The organism is Stappia sp. TSB10P1A, from assembly GCF_900185725.1.
GTDB lineage: Bacteria > Pseudomonadota > Alphaproteobacteria > Rhizobiales > Stappiaceae > Stappia.
This window is the reverse complement of record NZ_FYAU01000032.1, coordinates 117,397-138,269: the sequence shown is the minus strand read 5'-3', so window position 1 is coordinate 138,269 and position 20,873 is coordinate 117,397. Positions and strand designations below refer to the sequence as shown.

Here is a 20,873-nt window from a genome sequence, read left to right as displayed (position 1 = left end):
CGGGGCGGCGATGGACTAGGCGGAGGATGAAGCGGCCAAACGCTTCTATCTGCGCTGTGCGGAGCTCGTTGAGCATCCCGAGGACAGTCGGACGCTGTTCGTGCCTGTCGAAACGGTGGTCGCGGGTTTCAGCTAGGCTGCCAGGAGAGTCAATCGCGATATCGACCATTTCCTAGCGCTACGCGGGATCGAAATTTGCTGGGGGGCGCGCGAGCCCCTTCACCCCATCGTTGTCTCACCCGTCGCTAAGCTGCGAAACTGGTACGCCGTATTCTCCCATGCGCTGGCGATCGGACGCCAGTCTGCCATGGTCACGGCGTTGTTGCTGCGCTATAGGTATCGGAACCGCCACGCCTAGCCATAAATTGCCCCATGAGTAAAACAAACAAAATCTACAACGTCATAAGTTCAAATCCTAAGGGATACTACAAGAATATCACTGTTCGTGGTAGCGATGACGCATCCGTCACTGTACGTGTCCACCGCTTTGCCGTCGTCGGCAAAGGCGATCAGATTCGTTTCGGTGCTGCTGGAAGCGACAAGGTCTTCGTTGTCGCAAAAGACGAGAGCGAACCGGATATTCCGCTTACACCTTTGTTCTCCGTCGATGAAAGCGTCTCCATCGGGAAGGAAAAATTCGAGCTTCGGATTCGTGAGATCAATTCTGAAGCGGATATGCGTGCACTCGAATTTCTAGAGCAATTCCATTACAAAACCAACAACTCTCTGAGCGAGAAAACCCAAGAAGATGATGCCAAAAGCGCCACTTCTTCCGTGGGAGGACGCCGGGCGGTGCTTTATGCGTCCATCAAGATCGGCGAACGATGGCTCCCAGCGGGCTATATTGATCTTCAAATGCCGCTCATGATGTGCAAACCGCGTCATGAAGTTTTCAACCATCCCTTCGAGCATCCCGAGCGCGCCATCCGCTGGGAGCGGTGGGACCAGCACGCTATGAAAGACTATCTGAACACGATAGTCCGTATTGGGCGCATCGTGGTTAGCCCCGAGTTGCGCGGTCTCGGCATTACACGGCGAATCATCAAGGCAGCAAAGAGCTTTTCAGCCGAACGTTGGCATATCGGCGGGATGCGTCCGATCTTCATGGAAATCTCAGCTGAGATGCTGAACCATATTGATTTCGTCAGTTCCGCCGGCTTTAAATTTATCGGCAAAACCGAAGGCAACCTCTCGCGCGTCCTGAAAGACATGCAATCTATGGCTCGCGCGCCCGGCGGGGAGTTCGGGATGATGAGCTTGCAGCGAAAATATTTTCGCACACTGGAAGATTATTGCAAGACACTTCAAATAAGCTTCGATGAAGGTCTTGAGGCCCTTCGTCGCAAGATCGAGCAGAATCAAAATGCGCTGACAACCGGTGAATGGGCGATCCTGCGCTCGGTCATTCGGAATCCGATTCCTTACTATTTATGCCCGATGGATGATTATACGGCGAAGTATCTTCGGGAGGCGTTGAAAGCGCATCCGCCGACGGAAGATAGCCCGATCGAGAGTCCCGATTTTTCAGCTAAAAGCATGCAGATCAGCATAGATAACCTATCGATTCGCGCCGCCTATCGCGTACCGGAAACCCGTTCGACCAAGATCATCATGGATGCTTTCGGTCTCAGGGGCGACATGATCTATGCCGATATCGTCCAGAATGTCTCGGTCAAAGCTTCGAATGGCAACATCATCTTCGTAGTTGGAACCAGTGGAAGCGGGAAGAGTGTCTTTCTGAATGCACTTGATCCTGACAAGACACCCGACGGCAACCTTACTGTGAAGCGCGTAGGAAGTCTGACGCATTCCGCTGGCTGGTTGCGTCCGCTGCGAGACGATATCCCCGTGTTCGAGGCCCTCGCGGAGAAATTCACACCGGAAAAGGCTTTTATTGCACTTAGCCGTGTCGGTTTGTCTGAGGCTTTGGCCTTCATAAAACCCTTCTGGATGCTGAGCCGTGGACAGCAATATAGAGCTATGATCGCCGATCTCCTGCTCAGGAACGAAGAGGTCTGGCTTCTCGATGAATTTTGCAGTGATCTCGATCCCATCACTGCCAAAATCGTTGCTCATAACTTGCGCAAGCAGATCATCGCGACAGGGCGTATCGCTTTTATTGCAGCGGCAAACCATACCCACTATCTCGACGCTTTGCGCCCGACCAAAGTCTTGATGCTTCGTTCAGGCGATCAGCCTGCATGGCTGTCCTACAAGGAATATCAGAATGACTTTCTCGACCAAGTCGGCTGAACGGTTCGGAACCGTTATTGATAAAAGCCCGTACATGGTCGAAGACCCTCTGGTCAAAATCCAATATGTCTCAAAAGGGCAGAATGTGGTATTTGGCCGCGCCCTAAAGGATGAGAACTACAGCAACCTTCTCTATGTCGGTAAGATTTTAGAAAGCACCAAGGGCAAGAGTTATCTAGGTTCGGATGCGTGGCTGGATACGACATTCCCGCATGTCATCTACATTACCGGAACACGCGGCAGTGGCAAAAGCTTCGATCTTGGTGTGCTTGTTGAGGGCATATCTAGGCTCGCCAATCCATCGCCTATCCAGAATGATGTAAAGCCGATCACTTCAATCATCATCGATACTCAAAGCCAGTTCTGGACACTCGGCTATGCGCCACGCGAAGCCATCGAAGCGAACAAAGTTCAACTTGATGAGCTAAAACACTGGAACTTGCAGCCGAACCATCTGGCTACTGCGAAGGTCTTCACGCCACCAGGATCGACTACGTTCCTCGGCACCGAGCAAACGCTCCAGATCAGGCCTAGAGATGTACGAGCAGAGGAATGGTGCGCGTTACTTAGCCAAGAGGTCTACAGCCCGCAAGGGCATATCATTACGGCAACGCTCGAAGCCCTTGGCGATACGGATTTCGAGATCGCTGATATGCTCGCCTACATTGCCGATGATACCAACTGGCCGACTGTGGCCGAGTCCTCGCGCAACGCGATCACCTACAAGCTGGATGACTACCGCCGTACCAATCTGTTTTCGGCCTCTGGCCTGCGAATCAAGGACTTCTTGGAGGACGGAACGTGCAACATCCTCTCGCTTCGAGAGCTTCGAAATGAGGATAAGTCGCTCATCACAGCTGTAATTGCCCGCAACCTCTTTGATATTTTAGGACGGCACCACAACAAAAAGAAGACGGCGAGCTTCTTCGAGCAGCCGTTCGAGAGCAACGGAACGCCGGATCGAGTTTGGCTGGTCATCGATGAAGCGCATGTTGTAGCCCCGAGGGATCAGATCTCACCGGCGCGCAGCGCGCTAGTGGAGTATGTGAAACGCGGGCGCGATGCTGGCTTGTCGTTGGTTCTTGCCACCCAACAGCCATCAGCTCTTGATGATCGCATCCTCAGCCAAGTCAACGTGACGTTCAGCCATCGGCTGAGCTTCCAAAGCGATATCAACGCAGCCGTGGACCGAATACCAACCAAATCGATTAAAACAATGAAATTCGCTGGTACCAATCTAACCGATTTCGGGGATATGGTGCGGGTCCTCGATGCCGGTCAATGCTTCTTGGGAGATCAGGCCAGCAGCCGCACCGTCCTTGTCCAAATTCGTCCCAGAGTGAGCGCGCATGGCGGCTACAGCCCATTCTGACCCTTACTCCATCTTCCTGCGCAAAATCGGCTATTCGGTGGGTTTGGAGTACACCGCCGAGCGCCTAGAAGATTTGAACTCAGTCTATTTGCAGGACCGAGATGTCACTGCCGCGAGTTGGCATGACCTTGTCACCGGCAGCAAGTACGAAGGGGGCTGGGGGCGCGACAAGAGCGCGGAAAAGCACATCGGAGATTTTTTCCATTCACTGCGCCTGATCCACCGAACCTCTGGCGACGTGCTCGCGTTGGAAAACCTTGACGCCATGGCTATCGCTTCTGAACTGCTCGACAACGACAAAGAAAAACGTGCTGCGCGAGACTTCCTGTTCCTATGGGCGATCCTCACTAATGATGGCGAGATTTTTGTCAATCTACTGCTTGCTGGCTTTAAAGAACAATCTATCAAGGAAACTCTTACCGCGATGATGCAGAAGAAGCGGGCGGATGCAGCCGAAATTTTCAAAGGAAGAGCTAATGCCCAGCGAATTAATCGTGTCATCACGATTGAGCGCCAAGAGAAAAACAAGGGAAGCGCGGGAACTGGTCAGTCCGTCACGTCTTTGCGTCGCACGGAGCCCCTGAAACCTGAGCGTGCTAGCGGATCGGGTACAGATGAGGACGATGGAATCGAATTTTCGGAGGACTACTTCCGCAAAGTTCCACCGCGCAGACGAGATTGGGCAATTTCTCTCGGCCTTTGGGACGAAGAGAAGGGCTTAACACAGCGCGGAGGCGATTTTCTCGATGGCCTTCGACAAAGCGGATATATCGATGGGAAAGACTGCTTCACGTACTGGCCTATGGATTACGAGTTGATGCGGTCCGGCTTCCGACCTGATCTGTTCGGCGAAGCGACAAAGAGCTTATGGGATTGCCTTGTTGACTTCGCAGGGGCCTACGCCAGTCTGCGCGTTAAACCACGGACGGACGGCGATCCGGATGCCGTTGTGAAGTTGATTGGAAACATGATGGAGGTATTCCGCAGCTTGCATGTGAGAAAAGCCATGCTGAGACGGGAGTTGCCGATCACGATTGCCTACCCATCAGCCATTGCCCTGTCTTGCGCGCGCGGCGATGCCGTGCTCGATCTTCCTGCTACGATCCTCGCGGAGCAGAAAGGAGACCACCGCCGTGTTGCGTTCCGGCAATCAAGACACACTGGCGGCGCCTTGAGCATGAAGAGATAAGTATGCCAGTATTTCTTCTTCCCGATTTCATCGCTGATTTACAAGAGCACAACGACGCACACTTTGCGCGACGTGTTCTGCAAAAGACCATACGGCCCGACGGTGGCTTCCGGCCCGACTCGGATGACCACCCTTATGAAGGGATAGAAGATGGTTGGATTCGTTATGTGAGCCGCAAGCGAACGGCATATCGTGTAATCTTCCTTCGCAAGGGCGAGAACATCTATCTATTCCGAGCCGGAGAACACAGCGTCGAAGATCGATTGAACGGGCCTGCTGACGGTGCCATGAAGGCGGCCGTGCCCGTAAATGACGGCGGACCTGAGATAGCGGCGACCCTAGCTGCTGCGCCTACTCGGGCACGTCCGGCTGGCGCATCGCCTCCTTTAAACCGCTTTAAGCGTAACCTCCCGCATCCGCAAATTCACCGTGAGATATTTTCGCGTCGTAATCTGCCGCATAAGGATATCTGGTTGGTCACTCCCTTCGTGAACGGAGATTTGTTTGCGCCGACCAAACCTCTAGGGAAGCTTTTGCTCGACCAAGTCGAAGATGGGGCAAGTGTCTCACTTATAACCGCACCGCCCAGGGATAAAAAAATTGAATGGATGGAGAAATTAGCAGAGAGGAAGGTAAACATCTTTGTGTATCCTCGGCTGCACTCAAAGCTATACTGCTTTGTCTTTGACGAGAACCGCCGCTATGAGCCGGGGCTGCGCGAAGGCGATCATTATTCGTCATTGATTCTTGTCGGCTCATCAAATCTGACCTCAATGGGGATGGCTCTTGGGAATCAGCCGTGGAGTGAAGAACTGTGCTACTCGGTTCCGGAGAATGAGATGGGCTTTGTGGAAGAGTATGTGGCGGAACTGATGATGCACGGCTATGAGCTACCCGACGTGCGCCGGTTTCTGGCACGGGGGCAGTGGGAAAAACTGGAGAACGGAAAATGGTGATGCAGCCTGGAGTATACTACGAAAAAGCAAATCTTAAGGATAATCCGTTCCGGTCAAACCCCAACTTCGCGGCCGATCCGCGAGCAGGCATTTGGGTTGGCTATGAAAAGCAGAAAAAACAATTAGATAAATACCTGAGACGTTCTCTGGCAGATCAGGTCGGCAATGCTAACTTTCTCATGCTCTATGGGAACTACGGGACAGGGAAATCCCATGCCCTACTCTGGGCACAGAACCGTATACTTCATGAAGAGAAGGCAGTATTTGACTCGGTCTGTTACTTCATTCCGACGCTGCGTAAAGATAAAGGCAAGCTCACCTTTGCCGGAGCATTCCTTGACGACATCGTCGCCAAGTCTGACCTCATGGCGAATGTGCAAGCCTATCACAATTTTCTAACCGAGTGCATCTCATTTTGCCGCTCTGCTCATGGCCTTGGTCATGACGTGCCCGCAGAAAAGGTCATTGAGATATTAATACCTCCTGTTGAGCTCAATAATTTCGCCAAGGAACTTTATCACTGCCAGAAGGAAGAGGATTTCCTAAGACTTATCGCGCCCAAAACACTTACAGATTATCAGGCTATGATGATCTTCACCAGACTGGTGAACTTATTTGTCCACGAGATGGAGATTTCGAGCACGAATAAGAGGCGGTTTAAGAAAGCCGCCTATCTCTTTATAGATGAGCTGGATGATCTGGAGCGTGCAAGCGTCAAGGAGGCGCGTGAGGTTAACGATATATTGCGCCATATCTATGATAATTGCCCAAATTGCTTCTGCATGGTCATCGCGCTTTCAGCGGAAATATCGCAACTCGCCGTGCTGTTCTTCGATTACATTTTAGGCCGTATTCACCGCCAGATTGAACTGGTCGTTCTAGATAAAGACGATGCAGTTGCGTTCGTACGTGAGATTCTCAATAGCAATCGCGTTGATCCAGATGGCGAACGGGAGTTCTTCCCGTTTGAAGAGACAGCGATTGAGACAATCGCATCTCAGCTCACCGAAATAACGCCGCGCAAGATCGTCACCACGATGCAGCAAGTTATCGAGGAAGTGCGACTTGCAGGACACGATCCGGCTGATGGACTTGTCTCCGTGGATTTTCTTGATGAAAATGAGATACTTGAAGAAGTCCTTGGCGAAGGTGGTGTAGCATAGCGGGTGAATCAGCCACTCAGGCTGAGCTTGACCTTTTCGTCTGTTTTCAGGATGCGACCTCGATTTCGACCTTATCAAGCCCGAGAGCAGTTCATGATGGCTAGGTGTGGTTTCTGGAGAGGTTGTTCATCGCCCGTGAGAGCCTGAAGGTGGTTGTTGCGACACGACCGACCGCAGGATATGAGGAGGAACAACCCTCATCAGAATACGCGAACGACGCCGCTTGGTCGAGCCGAGATGGTTCGGCGGATCGTCGAGGAGAAGCGGCCCGTTGCCGAAGTGGCGGCCGGCTTCGGCGTCAGCGAAAGGACGGCCCGCAAATGGCTCGCCCTCTGGCGGGCAAGAAAGGCGGCAGGCCTTGAGAACCGCTCCTCCCGGTCGCACGCCGCAGGCGATGAGGCGGCCGGTTCTGGCGGGAACTGGCGGCTCGCCTGCGCCGCGACTACCGGCTGAGCGGCGAGGAAATCGCCACCCAGCTGGGCTTTGCCCGCTCCACGGTCGCGGGCTGGCGGATGCGGATCGGGCGGCTGTCCGCGCTGGTGCCGAAGGGAACCGGTGCGGCGCTATCAACGCGAGCGGCCGGGCGAACTCCTACATCTCGACATCAAGAAACTGGCGCGTTTCGCGGGTGTCGGCCACCGCATCACCGGCAACCGGCGCGGGGCAAGATCGCTCAATCCTTCCATCAGCACATCGACCTGATGGAAGCTTTCATGATCGGGCAGTTCATCGAGAAGATCGAGGATCGCACGCTCAGATGCCGAAACCGTCAGCGGCCAGTCCCATTGTCCCTAGGCAAGCGAGCGCAATCCGACATCTTGGAAAGATCGGTCGTCGCGTATGCTGGCGTGTTTCCGATCAAGGGTAGGGAAGGTAGTGTCCTCAAGGTCCCTCCCGAAGAGTGGCACGCTATTGCGGTAGACGAATTGCTCCTTGAGTGGCAGCGCAGTGAGCCAGTTCGGGGGCTTCGTTGGGTCGTGAAGATAAACCTTAGAACCGCCTTGCGAGACGTAATGGGCATAGCCCTGCAGTTCGAGTGCTCTTCGGCCACCAACGGCAAGGCGATGGTCGAGGATCGTCTGGAGCGAGATAACGACCTGCTGCCAGCTCAACTGCCCGCGGGGGCGTCTATAGACCCGGCGTGCTGGCTGTTCGAGCCACCCTGAGGCGACATATTTTGTACGCAGGGAGGTGAATAGTCGTGCGCGGAGAGCCACGCGGAATCGACGAGCAGCTCTCTGGGAGGAGGCGCTCAGCTGTTCTAGCTTTCCTTCGCTTTGCTCACTCATGATGAACTTTCTCGCTCACTTTCAAACCGTTGACCAGTTTGAAAATATCCCGTTTAGCGTCGTAAAGGTAAGTAAATCTGGCATCTGGCAAACCCGCAGCCTTTACCTTGACACAAATCCTCGGATTCTGATGGCTGAAAACCGCGGCTTCGTAGCAGCCAGTCGGAGCGGCCTATCCCTCGTCGGCTCCCTCAAGCGGCAAGGCCAAGGCGTCTGTCCACTCCAGCGGCGAGTACGAGGTGGCCAGCCCCTTTGCTTCGTCGATAGACCAGAGTTGGAGGGTGATGGGGGGAGAATAGTAATAGCTGCCCCTTTCAGCTTCCTGTTCTGGACCTAGCTCGGCGAAATCGACTTTCGACGATCTCGCCGAAATGTCGAGGAAATGGGGACTGATCAGGGCATCAATCTGTTTCAGACGCTGCCGGACCCAAGTCGCCATTGTACTCACTCTTGCAGCATCCTCAGACGTTCCATTTTCGAGATGATGCAGCACTGCAGTAAGTTTGTCCCGTTGGGTCAGTTGCTCATGGACTGCATCCACAAACTCCATGCGGCGCTTCTCGCGGCTATTAAATGCCTCTTCACGCTGGCGTCGAGCCTCGGCCTCCCGGTGCCGGCGTTCCCGCTCGTCGGATTCTCTCCTGCGCTCACTAATGTAGGCGGCGTGCCCGACGAAACCTGCCAATATGTCCGGCAGCATGCGTTCCAGAGTTTGCGTCTTTCCGTCTGAGTAAGTGCGGCGAAGACCTGCGTATGGGTTGGCGTGAATGACGATAGCGAGCCGGCCGGATGGAAACTGGTCGTACTTTGACCACGGATCGGTGGAGTAGCCCCAGCGCGCCCGTTCATCCCGCCGCTTCAATTCCGCGGTTGTTGGTTGATGCAACGTCTTCTCGGGCTGTTCCTCCAGGCCGAACGCAATTGACTCATTCTCGACAATGAGCACCAACCCGTCTTCAGTCGCCTTCGGCAAATGGCCTTGGGTTTCCGCAAGAGTGAACAACTGGCTTAGAATCCGAATTCCCCGTTCGATGGAAGCAGGAGCAATTTTGATCGGGACAACGTCTTTCGAGCGAACCGACGCGAAACCCCGGTCGTCGGGACGCGCTTTTGAAATCGCGCGCCTTGTGGCAGTGAGACACGGCGGTTCATCGATGCTCAGCGTCGGTTGCGATGCAGGGACCAGAAGCGGCTTAGCCGCGGCATGCTTGTGAAGCCTGTCTCTAGCTCTTTCCTTGGCTTCGCGGACCGAAGGAGACAGATGCTGCTCGGAGCTTCCCGATATCCTGACCGTAGCCAGGTTAGGTTCGGTCAGTGACGGTAGTGCTTCCTTGTTGACCCGCTTGCCGTGTTCCAGCTTCGCCCAGTAACCACGTTCAGGTGTTGGAATGCGATGGCGATCGCAGGTCTTCTTCAACGCCGTACCCGTAACGCCATAGTCTGCGGCAACTTTGGTCATGGGTTTGGACCAAACCTGCTCGTAAAGCTCTTCCCGAGAAACTGTCTTCACCCTCTCAACCTCTGTCGTCCATGCAATGTGCTCGATCTCGCCCGTGATCTAGCGAACTAGGATCGAGGTGTAAGTATTGATTTTGCCGGTTTTGACGGTACTTTATCGCCGCGTCAGATTCGACGTTCGTGGCCTATGCCTTACTGCGACGCGGCCGATAGATGCCGATAGTTCACAGAATTTTTCTAGCTAGGTTCGTTCCTGAAAACCCAGAAAAATCAAAAGGCTAGGCTTTTGACGGCACCTTTCACGGTATACTCAGCCGCTGAAATTATTTTTCGCAGATATGTCAGATGCTTAGGGCGAAAAGAATATTCGAGTGGGAGTGATTTTTGCCCCTCCGGCAGTATCCATTTCTACGCTCCGATACGCCATAACACATTGAAGTGCAGGGTAATTCCAACCAGCCTTCTGTCAGCGCTCAAATCTTCCACAAGTCAAGCTGCCGTGGTCTCAGGGCTAAGAACGGGTGCGCGGGTCGGTGACACTGCTACGAGCCAGCGAGCTACACGCCTCAAAGGCAGAGCGCTTTTCCTTGGATGCTGCAAAATCCATCTCGAAGAGTGCGCCGCCGCCTGGCGCGGTCCTGTACCGAAGATTTCCCCCATGCGCCTCCATGACCGCGCGCACGACGGAGAGACCGAGCCCGTTTCCTCCAGTTTCCTTCGCACGCTCGGGATCGCCGCGCACGAACGGGTCGAACACCCGGCCGACTAGATCGGTGTCGATGCCTGGTCCTTGGTCGGAGATGGCGAGCACCGCTGTTCCGTTAACCGCCTTCAGGCTGATGGTGATCGTGCCCCGGATGGCGTGGCGCCGCGCATTCGAGATCAGGGCGAGAACCGCCTGGCGCACGCGTGTCACATCCGCGTCGACAACGATGTCGTCGAGGTCGAGCGCCAGATCGAAACCGCTTGAAGCCAGATCGGGCAATAGGAGCGCGGCGATTTCCTCGACCTCCTGGGCCAGGCGGGTCGGCACGATACGGAGATCGAGATGGCCGCTATCGGCAAGCGTCACCGTGCGCAGATCCTCGACCAATCGGGCGAGGCCGTCGACCTGAAGGATCAGCCGTCGAAGCGTGGGCTCGTCCGGTTCGAACACCCCGTCGATGATCCGCTGGAGGCGCCCCTTGAGGATGGTCAGCGGTGTACGCAGTTCGTGTGCGATCGTCGCGTTCCACAGCGCCATGTCGGCGGCCATGTCCTGCAGTCGCTGCGCCATCGTGTTGAAGTCGCCGACGAGTGAGGCCGTTTCGCCCAGCGCCTTGTCGCTTGCCGTAGCCCGGGCCGACAGGTCGCCAGCGGCGATCTGGCGAGCGCTGCGGGCCAGCGACTCCAACGGATCGAGGATGCGGCGCGCGAGCCGCAGCGCCACCAAGGCGGCAATCGGAAGGGTGACGAGGACCAACACGGCAAAGATCACGAGGTCAAGCGATGTCAGCCAGCCATCCGCTTCCGGCAATGGATAGACGGCGACGAAAACCGAGTAGATGAGATAGGTGCCGAAGAACACGAGGATGCCAGCCAGGACGGTGATCGCTGACATGGCGATAAGGATCTGACGGCTCAGCCCAGTGCGCGCGTCCATCGTCACGCCGACAATCTGTAGCCGATGCCGCGAACGCCGGGCAGGAGCCCGTGTGCCCCTGCCTGTTCGAGCTTCTTGCGCAGCTTGCTGAGGTGGCTGTCCACCGTCCGGTCCAGGGCGTCCGATCCGGGGAGGCAAGCATCGACAAGCTCGCCGCGCGTAAACACCTTGCCGGGATTGCGCGCCATATGGGCGAGGATGCGGAACTCGGTCAGGGTCAGCGCCAGCGGCCTGGCCTCGCTGCCGGTCCCGAAGCTCGCCTGATAGCCATCGAGATCGATGGAGAGATCGCCCACGCGCAGAACGCCGCCCGCCGTCGCCAGCCCCGAGCGCCGGAGCACGGCCTTGGCGCGCGCCACAACCTCAATCGGATTGAACGGTTTGACGACGTAATCGTCAGCGCCGATGCGAAGACCTTGAAGGCGGTCGATATCCTTGTCGAGCGCAGTGATCATGATGGCTGGGGTGGTGCCGCGCCGGCGAAGTTCCGCCAGGACTTCCCAGCCGTCGAGACGGGGCATGTTCACATCCAACAGGACGAGATCCGGCTTCAAAGCGAGATGGAGATCGAGGGCGGTGCGGCCGTCGCGGGCGAGCACGGTCCTGAACTCCTCCCGCTGGAGGTAGGCGTCCAGGATAGAAGCGATTTCTTCGTCGTCTTCGGCAATCAGGACAAGGGCGGCCATGGCGTTCTCCTGCTCAAGGGATGCCATCCGTAGCGACTGCCGTCGAGTGCTTTGGCCTCTCGTCCATCAAGTCTCCATAAAACCTCCACACTGCGCAAACGGTCCGGGTTGATATGGGCGTCGTCGCTTCGAGCGATCGATGGTCTTGAAGGATGTCCCGATGATGCGTGCCCGCAGCCACTTCACCCGCACAGTTCTCGGCATTGCCTTGCTGGTTCTCGCCGCCTGTTCCGACAACGGGGAGCCGCGAGCGTCTCAGGCTGCAAGTGCGCGGGAACAGGCTGAACCGGCGGTCGCACGCGTGGCGACCTTGACCGTCCAGCCCCGTCGCGTCGTCGTCTACGAGGAGTTGCCGGGACGCGTGTCCGCGCGGCGCACCGCGGAGATACGGCCACAGGTCAGCGGGATCGTCCGCAAGGTGCTTTTCAAGGAGGGCTCCGAGGTCTCTGCCCACCAGCCTCTGTTCGAGATCGATCCCGCGCCATTCGCTGCCGATGTGGAAGCCGCTTCGGCGGTGCTGGCGCGCGCTGAAGCTGACGAGCTCAACGCCTCCCTCAAGCATGATCGTATCAAGGCCTTGGCCGAAAGCCGGACCGCAACCGCCGCCGCCCTGGGAGACGCGAAGGCGGCGCTGGCACAGGCGCGTGCGAGCGTGGCAGAGGCGCGGGCAAACCTGACGCGTCGCCTGCTCGAACTGGCCCATGCCACCGTGACCAGCCCGATCGCCGGGCGGGTGGGGCAAGCACTCATCACCGAAGGCGGACTCGCTACGGCGGGCGCTACCAACCCAATGGCCGTCGTCCAGCAGTTGGATCACCTCTTCCTGGATGTCCACCAGCCGTCGATGCGCCGTGAGGCACTCGAAGAGGCGCTTGCGAACGGACAGGCAGACGAGGCGGGCGGGCTGCCGGTCGACATTCTCACCATCACGGGCAAGCCCTACGAGTATCAAGGCACCATCCGTTTCTCCGACAGCGCTGTCGATCCGGGAACGGGCAGCATTACGATCCGCGTCGAGGTGCCGAACCCTTATGATCAACTGCTGCCCGGCATGTACCTTCGCGCAAGACTCCCTCGCTCAGTCCATCCCAACGCCCTGACGGTGCCGCAGGAAGCCATCGTGCGTGACAGCTCCGGCCGGCCGCAGTTGACGGTCGTCGGAGCCGACAAGTCGGCACGGCGCCGCAATGTCGAACTGGGTCCGCTGGTCGACCGGCAGTACGTGATCCTGTCAGGCATCAGCGCCGGCGACGAGGTCGTGGTCCGGGGCCAGGATCGCGCGACCGACGGAATGAAGCTCCAGACGGTGGCGCACCAGCCTGCCGTCCGGACGGACACACAGTAGGGACGCCCCATGCCCCAATTCTTCATCGACCGCCCCGTCTTCGCCTGGGTCATTGCCATCTTCATCACGATCGCCGGCATCGTCGCGATCCCGCAACTGCCTGTCTCGCGCTTTCCCGTGATCGCGCCGCCCAGCGTCAGCATCAATGCGAGCTATGTCGGCGCGAGCGCCCAGACCGTCACCGACAGCGTGACGGCGCCGATCGAGCGCGAGCTGTCGGCTGTCAAGAACGTCCTCTATTTCGAATCCTCGGCAGACGCTTCCGGCAACGCCTCCATCACGGTGACCTTCAAGCCGGGGACCGACCCCGAGCTTGCTCAGGTCGACGTGCAGAACCGTCTGAAGTCGGTCGAGCCCCGCCTGCCTGAGCAGGTCCGGCGAGCTGGACTGTCGGTTGAGGCCGCATCTTCGGGTTTTCTCATGATCGTCTCGCTGCGGTCGGCCGACGGTGCGGTCGATCCTCTGGTGCTCGACGACTATCTCGCCCGCGAGCTTTCGCCGGAGCTGAAGCGAGTACCAGGCGTCGGCCGCGTGCAGTCGTTCGGCTCGGAGGCCGCGATGCGTGTCTGGGTGGATCCCGCTCTGCTCACATCCTACTCGCTGTCGATGGCCGAGATCATCCAGGCGATCCAGACGCAGAACATCCAGGTGGCTCCGGGCAGGCTCGGAGAGGAGCCGAGTGTCCCCGGCCAGACGATCAGCGTGCCGCTCAGCGTCAGCGGACAGCTCGAGACGCCGGAGCAGTTCGCAGCGGTGGTGCTGCGGTCGAATCCTGACGGATCGAAGTTGACGCTCGGCGACGTCGCCCGCATCGAGGTCGGAGCCCAGTCCTCCGGCTTCTCGATCTTCGACGGCGGCAAGCAGGCGACGGCGGCGGCGATCCAGCTCGCGCCCGGCGCCAATGCGGTCAGCACGTCCGAGAACGTCCGCGCACGGCTGGCCGAACTGGCACCCTCGATGCCGTCCGGCGTCGCCTACGCAGTCTCCTACGACACTGCCCCCTTCGTGAAGATCTCGATTACCAAGGTCGTCCAGACCCTGGTTGAAGCAATGGTGCTGGTGTTCCTCATCATGCTGCTTTTCCTCCAGAATATCCGCTACACGCTGATCCCGGCGATCGTCGCGCCGATCGCGCTGCTCGGCACCTTCGCGGTGATGTGGATGATCGGCTATTCGATCAACGCGCTGACGATGTTCGGCATGGTGCTGGCCATCGGCATCATCGTCGACGACGCGATCGTCGTGGTGGAGAACGTCGAGCGGCTGATGGCGACCGAGGGCCTTTCGCCGCGGGATGCCACGCGTCGCGCCCTGCGCGAGATCGCGGGCGCCGTCATCGGCATCACGCTGGTGCTGACCGCGGTGTTCCTGCCGATGGGCCTGGCGACGGGCTCTGTCGGCGCGATCTACCGCCAGTTCACAGTCTCGCTGGCGGTCTCGATCCTCTTCTCCGCCTTCCTCGCTCTCAGCCTGACACCTGCGCTCTGCGCCACGATCCTGAAGCCGGTCGCGCCTCATCACGAGCGCAAGGGTTTCTTCGCGTGGTTCAACCGCGGTTTCGAGCGGCTGACGGGCCGCTACACTGCCTGGGTCGGAGCACTGGTGAAACGCGGTATGCGCGTGATGCTGGTCTACGCCGCGATCGTAGGCGCGCTGGCCTTCGGCTACAGTTCGTTGCCGACCGCCTTCGTGCCCGACGAAGACCAGGGCGCATTCATGACGTCCTACACGCTCCCGGCCGACGCGACGGCCGAGCGCACCAAGGCGATCGTGGAAGGCTTCGACCGCCATGTCGCGACGCGTCCCGATATTGCGAACAACCTCTCCGTCATGGGCTTCAGCTTCTCCGGATCTGGACCAAATACCGCCATGTCGTTCACGACGCTGCGCGACTGGAGCGAACGGACGGGCAGCACCGACGCAGAAGTGGCGGCTGCCAGCGCGGCGATGCAGGAAACGACAGAAGGCGAAATCCTCGTGATGAAGCCGCCCACCATCGAGGAACTCGGCACGACGTCCGGCTTCGCGATGCGCCTTGTCGATCGCAGCGGCAACGGGGCGGAGGCGCTGCAGAAAGTTGCCGACGACCTCATCAAGCTGGCGGGAGGCAGCAAGCTCCTGCAGAACGTCCGGGTCGACGGATTGCCGAGCGGTCCGAGCGTCCGCCTCAACATCGACCGCGCGAAGGCCGGGGCGCTCGGCGTCAACTTCTCGATGATCAGCGATACGCTTGCCGCCGCGATGGGCTCGACCTACATCAACGATTTCCCGCGTGCGGGCCGGCTTCAGCAGGTCATCATACAGGCCGAAGCCAAGGACCGCATGCAGGTCGAAGACGTCCTCAAGCTTCACGTGCGCAACGACAAGGGCGGGATGGTTCCGCTGGCTGAAGTTATCACGCCGGAGTGGTCGGTCAGCCCTCTCCAGCTTAACCGATACAACGGTTATCCCTCGCTGAGCATCTCCGGCGATGCCGCCTCGGGCGTGTCGAGTGGTGCTGCGATGACCGAGATCGAGCGCCTCGCATCGAAGTTGCAGGGTGGGTATGGCGTGGAATGGACCGGGCAGTCGTTCCAGGAACGCCAGGCCGGGGCGCAGGCGCCGATCCTCGTCGCCTTCTCCTTCCTGGTGGTGTTCCTGGTTCTGGCAGCGCTCTACGAAAGCTGGGCCATTCCGCTGTCCGTCATGCTGGTCGTGCCGCTGGGCATTCTCGGAGCGGTCATCGCGATGCACCTGCGCGGCATGGAAAACGACGTGTTTTTCAAGGTCGGCCTCATCACGTTGATCGGCCTGTCGGCGAAGAACGCGGTGCTGATCGTGGAGTTCGCGCGAAAGCTGCACGCGGAGGGCAGGAGCCTCGGGGAGGCGGCCATAGCGGCATCGCGCCTCCGCCTGCGGCCGATCGTGATGACCTCGCTTGCCTTCACGCTCGGCATCGTGCCCCTGGTCATCGCCAAGGGGCCGAGTTTCGAGATGCAGAACGCGCTGGGGACGGGCCTCTTCGGCGGCATGATCTCGGCCACGGTCCTTGCCGTGCTCTTCGTGCCTGTCTTCTTCACGCTCATCATGCGATTTGCTGGGCGGAAAACGAAGCAAGAAACTGCCGAAGCGGTCACAACGTGACCAATGGCCAGCCGCATCTCGACACAGATTTCGGAGAATATTGATGAAATCCGCAACCACAACCGGCCAGGTGACCCTCGACATCGCGCGCGAGGACGACCTGCCGCGCTTCCGCAAAGATCTTCAGGACGCCTTCGCGGTCGCGGTCGTGGAAACCTTCGGATCGGTCGACGACGGCCCGATCCCGTCCGACGACGACGTGGCCGCCTCCTTTGCGGCGCCGAACGCCGTCGTTCACCGGATTCTCGAAGACGGCCGCTGGGTCGGCGGCGCCGTGGTGTCGATCGACACCGAAACGCAGCATAACTCGCTCGATTTTTTCTACGTGCGCTCCGATGAACTGGGGCGCGGCATCGGTCGCAAGGCCTGGGCCGCCATCGAGGCGGCATATCCGGATACGCAGGTCTGGATCACCCACACGCCCTACTTCGAGAAGCGCAACATCCACTTCTACGTCAACGTCTGCGGCTTCCACATCGTCGAATACCACCACGCCGGCCACCCGGATCCTCACCGTCCGAGTGAGCCGGGTCTGCCTGGCGACGACGACATGTTCCGCTTCGAGAAGCATATGCGGGGCCTGGTCGCGTAGAGCACAGGATGGCGTCCTGGACGTCCGCCATCCCGGCGATCGGCGATGGCAGGGTGAGCGTTGACTGCGCCAGCTTTGACGGCCTACTCCTCGGCGCTGACGGGCAAAGCAAGTTTTTTGAAATAAAATCAATCTCTTATGGCATTGAAAAATCAGAGTGGGGAGTGTCCAAGCTCACCGACGCGGCTTTTAAGGCACTGATATCAAAGGCGAAAGTACAAGGCCGCGGACCGTGGCGGTGCACCTCGCCGATGGGGATGGGGCCGTTCGAAGGCGTTTTCATGAACCTGACTTTTTGAACCCCTACCGACACGGTGGCTCATACCCCGAAAGTCTCTCTCGCACCTGGATGAACGAGGCTGGTTTCCGGGAAGTCTCAAGATCGCGCCTTGCTGATGGCTGCAGTTTGTTTCGCGGGCGCCTTCCGTCCTGATCCGCGCTCCAATACTCTCTGCATGTCGACGGCATTCGTCGCGCAGTAGCAGGTCAGACATGCCCGCGATCATCCAACCGGAAGGTTCCATATGGCTGAGGTCTTGCTGTTCCATCACGCGCAGGGGCTGACCCCGGGTGTGCGCGCTTTCGCCGACGACTTGCGAGCCGGGGGGCACGTCGTTCACACGCCCGATCTGTTCAACGGGCTCACCTTTCAAAGTATCGACGAGGGGCTTGCCTATATCGGGGAGACGGGATTCGATGAAATGCGGGAGCGCGGCGTCAGAGCCGCCGACGGATTGCCTCTCGAACTTGTCTACGCGGGGTTCTCGTTCGGTGTGCTGCCGGCACAGCAGCTTGCGCAGACCCGGCCCGGCGCCCGTGGGGCCTTGCTCTTCCACTCTTGCCTGCCGATAACTGGCGAGTGGGCTTTCGGGCCTTGGCCGGACGGCGTGGCAGCTCAAATCCACGGGATGGACAATGACCCGATGTTCGTCGGCGAGGGCGATATCGACGCCGCCCGCGAGTTGGTGGAGAAAGTCGCGGAGGCGGAACTCTTCCTGTACCCAGGCGATCAGCACTACTTCGCTGACAGCTCGCTTCCGTCGTACGACGCGGATGCGACCGCGCTGCTCACCCTCCGAGTGCTTGAGTTCCTGGATCGCCTATGATCCAGGCGCGCGCCTCGCTTGAGCGCAAACCGGCCCAGAACGCCGGGGTAGACGCGTTCAACGGCGGCTTCCGCGACGAATGCCTGAACGAGACGCTGTTCACCACCCTCGGTCAGGCGAGGCCGGGCATCGCCAGGTGGCGTAAGGACTGCAATCGCACCGGCCACATTCGGCGCTCGGTAACATGACGCCGTACGAACACGCCATCAAATGGAGACCGGGAAACCAGGCCGCATGGGGCCAAAAATCAATCCAAGGGCTCTGCGCTGAGCGGCAGGGACCCCAGGGCCCAGATCACATGGTATTCTCGCCCGAGTATTTTCTTTCTCAAGGAATATCAGATGCTTGTTTCGGAAAAATAGAGTGGCGTGACGTCTTCGGCATCCCGAAGGGCTGTCGATTGGCCCTTCGGGGACCGGCGGTGCGTTTCGGATCGCGCGGGTCGCCGCGCTAATAGACCGCTTCGTAGGCCGCGCAGATCTCGCCCTGCGTCTTGCCGTCCAGGTAGGCGATCTCGCCCTTCTTGTGTTTGACATAGACCTCCGGGAAGCCGGCGGGAAACCAGTCGCGAACGACCGGGTTTCCTTCGAAGCGTTCCAGGGCGGCCTCAAGCGTCTGCGGGAGCCGAATGAAGCCGCGGGCGGCAAGGGCGTCGGCGTCGAGCAGCGACAGATCCTCCTGCGTTGCCTCCGGCACCGGCAATCGCTCTTCAATGCCCTGGACACCGGCATGCACGATCGCCGCCAGGGCCAGATGCGGGTTGGCCGCCGCATCCGCTGCCCTGAACTCGAAATTGAACTGGGCGGCGCGGGCGATGTCGCTGATGTCGGACACCGGGCAGATGCGCACCGAGGCTTCGCGGTCCCGAAAACCGAGATTGTTGAAGGCAGCGCTCCAGCGGTGCGGCGTCAGCCGGAGATAGGACACGACGCTCGGGGCGGTGATGGCGATGATCGCATCCAGATATTTCAGGATCCCGGCGACGAACATGCCGGCGACCTCGGAGAGCTCGTGCTTGCCCTGCGGGTCGTGGGTCACCGGAGTGCCCGCATCATCGAGCATGCTCAGGTGAACATGGACGCCGTTTCCGACGCCGGCCGGATCGCGGATCGGGGTGAACGTCGGATCGTAGCCGAGTTCACGCGCCACGAGACCGACGATTTCGCGTGTGACCAGCGAATGGTCGGCGATCGTCACGCCCTTTTGCGGCCCCATCGTCACCTCGAACTGGCCGGCGCCGAATTCCTTCAGGATCGTGTCCGGGGTCACGCCCGCATCGCGCATGGCGGCGACGACGGCTTCGCAGAAATGCCGTTCTTCCTGGAAAGCGGCGAGCGTGAAGGCCTTGCCGATCTCCCCGGTCAGTTGCTTGATCTGAAACTCGTGTTCGAAAGCGCCGTACAGCGTCACGCCCGCAACCGTCTTCAACCGCGCGAGCGCGGCCTCGAGGATCGAGCGCGTGCAGAACTCCCAGGGGCGGCCGTCGAGATAGCGGATGTTGCCGAGCACGAAGTTCTCGTTCGGCGCTCCCGCCTCGCTCTCGATGCTGACGCGGGTCGCGGGATCGGGAATGAGCACGAGATCCCCGAGCGAGCCGAACGGGCTGTCGGCGATCGCGTCGAAGCAGGTGATCTGCACGTTGGTCGGCGTCCAGCCGACGCCCCGCTTGAGGCGCTTGTCGAACTGCGACACAGGGAAAGCCTTGCCGCGCACCTTGCCCGAAAGGTCGCCGCAGCAGGCGACCATCATTTCCTCACGTCTCATCGACATCCCCGTTCAGTCTGTCCTGGTCGTATCCGGGCATTGCGAAGCGAATGCCGTCCCAGTCCCTGATGCGCTTTTGTGTGGCTTCCCAGTCGGTCTCGGAGACGCGCACGATCAGTGCCTCGACAAGAGCCAGGGCGGCCGCGGCCGTATCCCAGGCCGTGCCGGCATCGATCGGCAACGCCACGATGTGATCGGCGTGTCTTGCCGCCGGCGACATCCACTTGTCGGTCACGACGACAATCGTCGCTCCGCGCTGTTCCGCAATGGATTTCGCAAGCCGGGAGAGGCTGATCTGATAGCGGCGGAAGTCGAAGATCAGCACCACGTCCTTCTTGCGCATGCGCAACACATGTTCCGGCCAGAACTCGGGATTGTCGGCCATGTGATAGATGCCGCTGCGAATCTGCCGGAGATGAACGGACAGGAACGAGGCGATGCAGTCGCTCACCCTGCCGCCAAGCAGGAAGATGTTGCGGGTTGGGTCCGCAAGGAGGCTGGCGAGACTGTCGAACTGTGCCTGCGGCACGGTCTCGACCATTTCCTGCATCACGGCCGAGAGGCGCGCCACATATTCGGAGAGAAAATCCGAGTGGCCGACCGGGGTCTGGCTGGACATCAGGTCGACAGGCGAGCTCTGTCCGGCTTTCAGCTCGGCGATCAACTGCCGCTGTAGATCCTGGAACCCGCCGCAGCCGATCTTGCTGACAAATCGCGTGATCGACGGAGCGCTGACGCCGGTCCTGGCGGCAAGCTCCTGAATATTCTCCAGACCAGCGAATGGATAGTCGGCAAGGATGGCGTTGGCGATCTTGCGTTCGCTTGCGGTGAGCTGGCTGGATGCTTCCCGAATTCTGGTGCGGATCGTCGAAGACGAAGTCACATCGCTCATTGGCGAGTTCCCCTTGTTGGAGCGGATATTCCCTTTTTGGAAA

The 20,873-nt window shown here is 59.1% G+C and carries 18 protein-coding genes and 1 pseudogene; 13 read left to right on the top strand and 6 right to left on the bottom strand.

All coding sequences use genetic code 11. From position 1 onward, the window contains the following. The first annotated feature begins 372 nt into the window (after positions 1-372). From TSB10P1A_RS17090 to TSB10P1A_RS23810, 7 genes are all read left to right on the top strand, one after another. On the top strand, positions 373-2,253 hold the full coding sequence (locus TSB10P1A_RS17090; RefSeq protein ID WP_186389153.1) for an ATP-binding cassette domain-containing protein: 1,881 nt from the start codon (positions 373-375) through the stop codon (positions 2,251-2,253). After that, positions 2,228-3,625, top strand: a complete 1,398-nt coding sequence (locus tag TSB10P1A_RS17085; protein WP_186389152.1) for an ATP-binding protein — start codon at positions 2,228-2,230, stop codon at positions 3,623-3,625. The genes TSB10P1A_RS17090 and TSB10P1A_RS17085 overlap by 26 nt, the downstream gene beginning before the upstream one ends. Continuing rightward, the gene (locus tag TSB10P1A_RS17080) at positions 3,603-4,814 is read left to right on the top strand and encodes a hypothetical protein (RefSeq protein WP_186389151.1); all 1,212 of its coding nucleotides are present in this window, start codon (positions 3,603-3,605) and stop codon (positions 4,812-4,814) included. The genes TSB10P1A_RS17085 and TSB10P1A_RS17080 overlap by 23 nt, the downstream gene beginning before the upstream one ends. Positions 4,815-4,816: 2 nt before the next feature. After that, complete coding sequence (locus TSB10P1A_RS17075; RefSeq protein ID WP_186389150.1) at positions 4,817-5,770, top strand: hypothetical protein; 954 nt, start codon at positions 4,817-4,819, stop codon at positions 5,768-5,770. Next, positions 5,764-6,933: a hypothetical protein gene (locus tag TSB10P1A_RS17070; protein WP_186389149.1), complete on the top strand. Its 1,170-nt coding sequence runs from the start codon at positions 5,764-5,766 to the stop codon at positions 6,931-6,933. Before TSB10P1A_RS17075 ends, TSB10P1A_RS17070 begins: the two co-directional genes overlap by 7 nt. 180 nt (positions 6,934-7,113) lie before the next feature. Continuing rightward, the gene (locus TSB10P1A_RS24005) at positions 7,114-7,386 is read left to right on the top strand and encodes a leucine zipper domain-containing protein (protein ID WP_186389148.1); all 273 of its coding nucleotides are present in this window, start codon (positions 7,114-7,116) and stop codon (positions 7,384-7,386) included. A 102-nt stretch (positions 7,387-7,488) separates the two neighbouring features. Beyond that, complete coding sequence (locus tag TSB10P1A_RS23810) at positions 7,489-7,635, top strand: hypothetical protein (protein ID WP_244293159.1); 147 nt, start codon at positions 7,489-7,491, stop codon at positions 7,633-7,635. 89 nt (positions 7,636-7,724) lie between these two features. On the opposite strand, the gene TSB10P1A_RS23800 is transcribed toward TSB10P1A_RS23810, so the two are convergent. From TSB10P1A_RS23800 to TSB10P1A_RS17045, 4 genes are all read right to left on the bottom strand, one after another. Continuing rightward, positions 7,725-8,222, bottom strand: a complete 498-nt coding sequence (locus tag TSB10P1A_RS23800) for an AbiEi antitoxin N-terminal domain-containing protein (protein ID WP_244293158.1) — start codon at positions 8,220-8,222, stop codon at positions 7,725-7,727. 172 nt (positions 8,223-8,394) lie between these two features. Then, complete coding sequence (locus TSB10P1A_RS17055; RefSeq protein WP_186389147.1) at positions 8,395-9,681, bottom strand: hypothetical protein; 1,287 nt, start codon at positions 9,679-9,681, stop codon at positions 8,395-8,397. Positions 9,682-10,191: 510 nt separating this feature from the next. Further along, positions 10,192-11,322: an ATP-binding protein gene (locus tag TSB10P1A_RS17050; protein ID WP_186389196.1), complete on the bottom strand. Its 1,131-nt coding sequence runs from the start codon at positions 11,320-11,322 to the stop codon at positions 10,192-10,194. A gap of 2 nt (positions 11,323-11,324) precedes the next feature. Beyond that, entirely contained in the window at positions 11,325-12,008 is a 684-nt protein-coding gene (locus tag TSB10P1A_RS17045) for a response regulator (protein WP_186389146.1), read from the bottom strand. Positions 12,009-12,168: 160 nt separating this feature from the next. Between TSB10P1A_RS17045 and TSB10P1A_RS17040 the strand changes: the two genes are divergently transcribed. The 6 genes and pseudogenes from TSB10P1A_RS17040 to TSB10P1A_RS17015 all read left to right on the top strand — a co-directional run. Continuing rightward, positions 12,169-13,353: an efflux RND transporter periplasmic adaptor subunit gene (locus TSB10P1A_RS17040; protein ID WP_186389145.1), complete on the top strand. Its 1,185-nt coding sequence runs from the start codon at positions 12,169-12,171 to the stop codon at positions 13,351-13,353. A 9-nt stretch (positions 13,354-13,362) separates the two neighbouring features. Then, complete coding sequence (locus tag TSB10P1A_RS17035) at positions 13,363-16,476, top strand: multidrug efflux RND transporter permease subunit (RefSeq protein ID WP_186389144.1); 3,114 nt, start codon at positions 13,363-13,365, stop codon at positions 16,474-16,476. Positions 16,477-16,519: 43 nt separating this feature from the next. Further along, positions 16,520-17,068, top strand: a complete 549-nt coding sequence (locus TSB10P1A_RS17030) for a GNAT family N-acetyltransferase (protein ID WP_186389143.1) — start codon at positions 16,520-16,522, stop codon at positions 17,066-17,068. Between the two features lie 8 nt (positions 17,069-17,076). Continuing rightward, positions 17,077-17,367, top strand: a complete 291-nt coding sequence (locus tag TSB10P1A_RS17025; protein ID WP_186389142.1) for a hypothetical protein — start codon at positions 17,077-17,079, stop codon at positions 17,365-17,367. A 225-nt stretch (positions 17,368-17,592) separates the two neighbouring features. Further along, a complete protein-coding gene (locus TSB10P1A_RS17020) occupies positions 17,593-18,174 on the top strand; it encodes a dienelactone hydrolase family protein (RefSeq protein ID WP_186389141.1) in 582 nt (193 codons plus the stop codon). Between the two features lie 26 nt (positions 18,175-18,200). Further along, positions 18,201-18,391 (top strand): annotated as a pseudogene (locus TSB10P1A_RS17015) (transposase); the annotation flags it as partial. A 233-nt stretch (positions 18,392-18,624) separates the two neighbouring features. Here the strand turns inward: TSB10P1A_RS17015 and TSB10P1A_RS17010 are convergent. Continuing rightward, on the bottom strand, positions 18,625-19,938 hold the full coding sequence (locus TSB10P1A_RS17010) for a glutamine synthetase family protein (protein WP_244293157.1): 1,314 nt from the start codon (positions 19,936-19,938) through the stop codon (positions 18,625-18,627). Next, the gene (locus TSB10P1A_RS17005) at positions 19,928-20,830 is read right to left on the bottom strand and encodes a MurR/RpiR family transcriptional regulator (RefSeq protein ID WP_186389195.1); all 903 of its coding nucleotides are present in this window, start codon (positions 20,828-20,830) and stop codon (positions 19,928-19,930) included. Before TSB10P1A_RS17005 ends, TSB10P1A_RS17010 begins: the two co-directional genes overlap by 11 nt. Between the last annotated feature and the right edge of the window lie 43 nt (positions 20,831-20,873).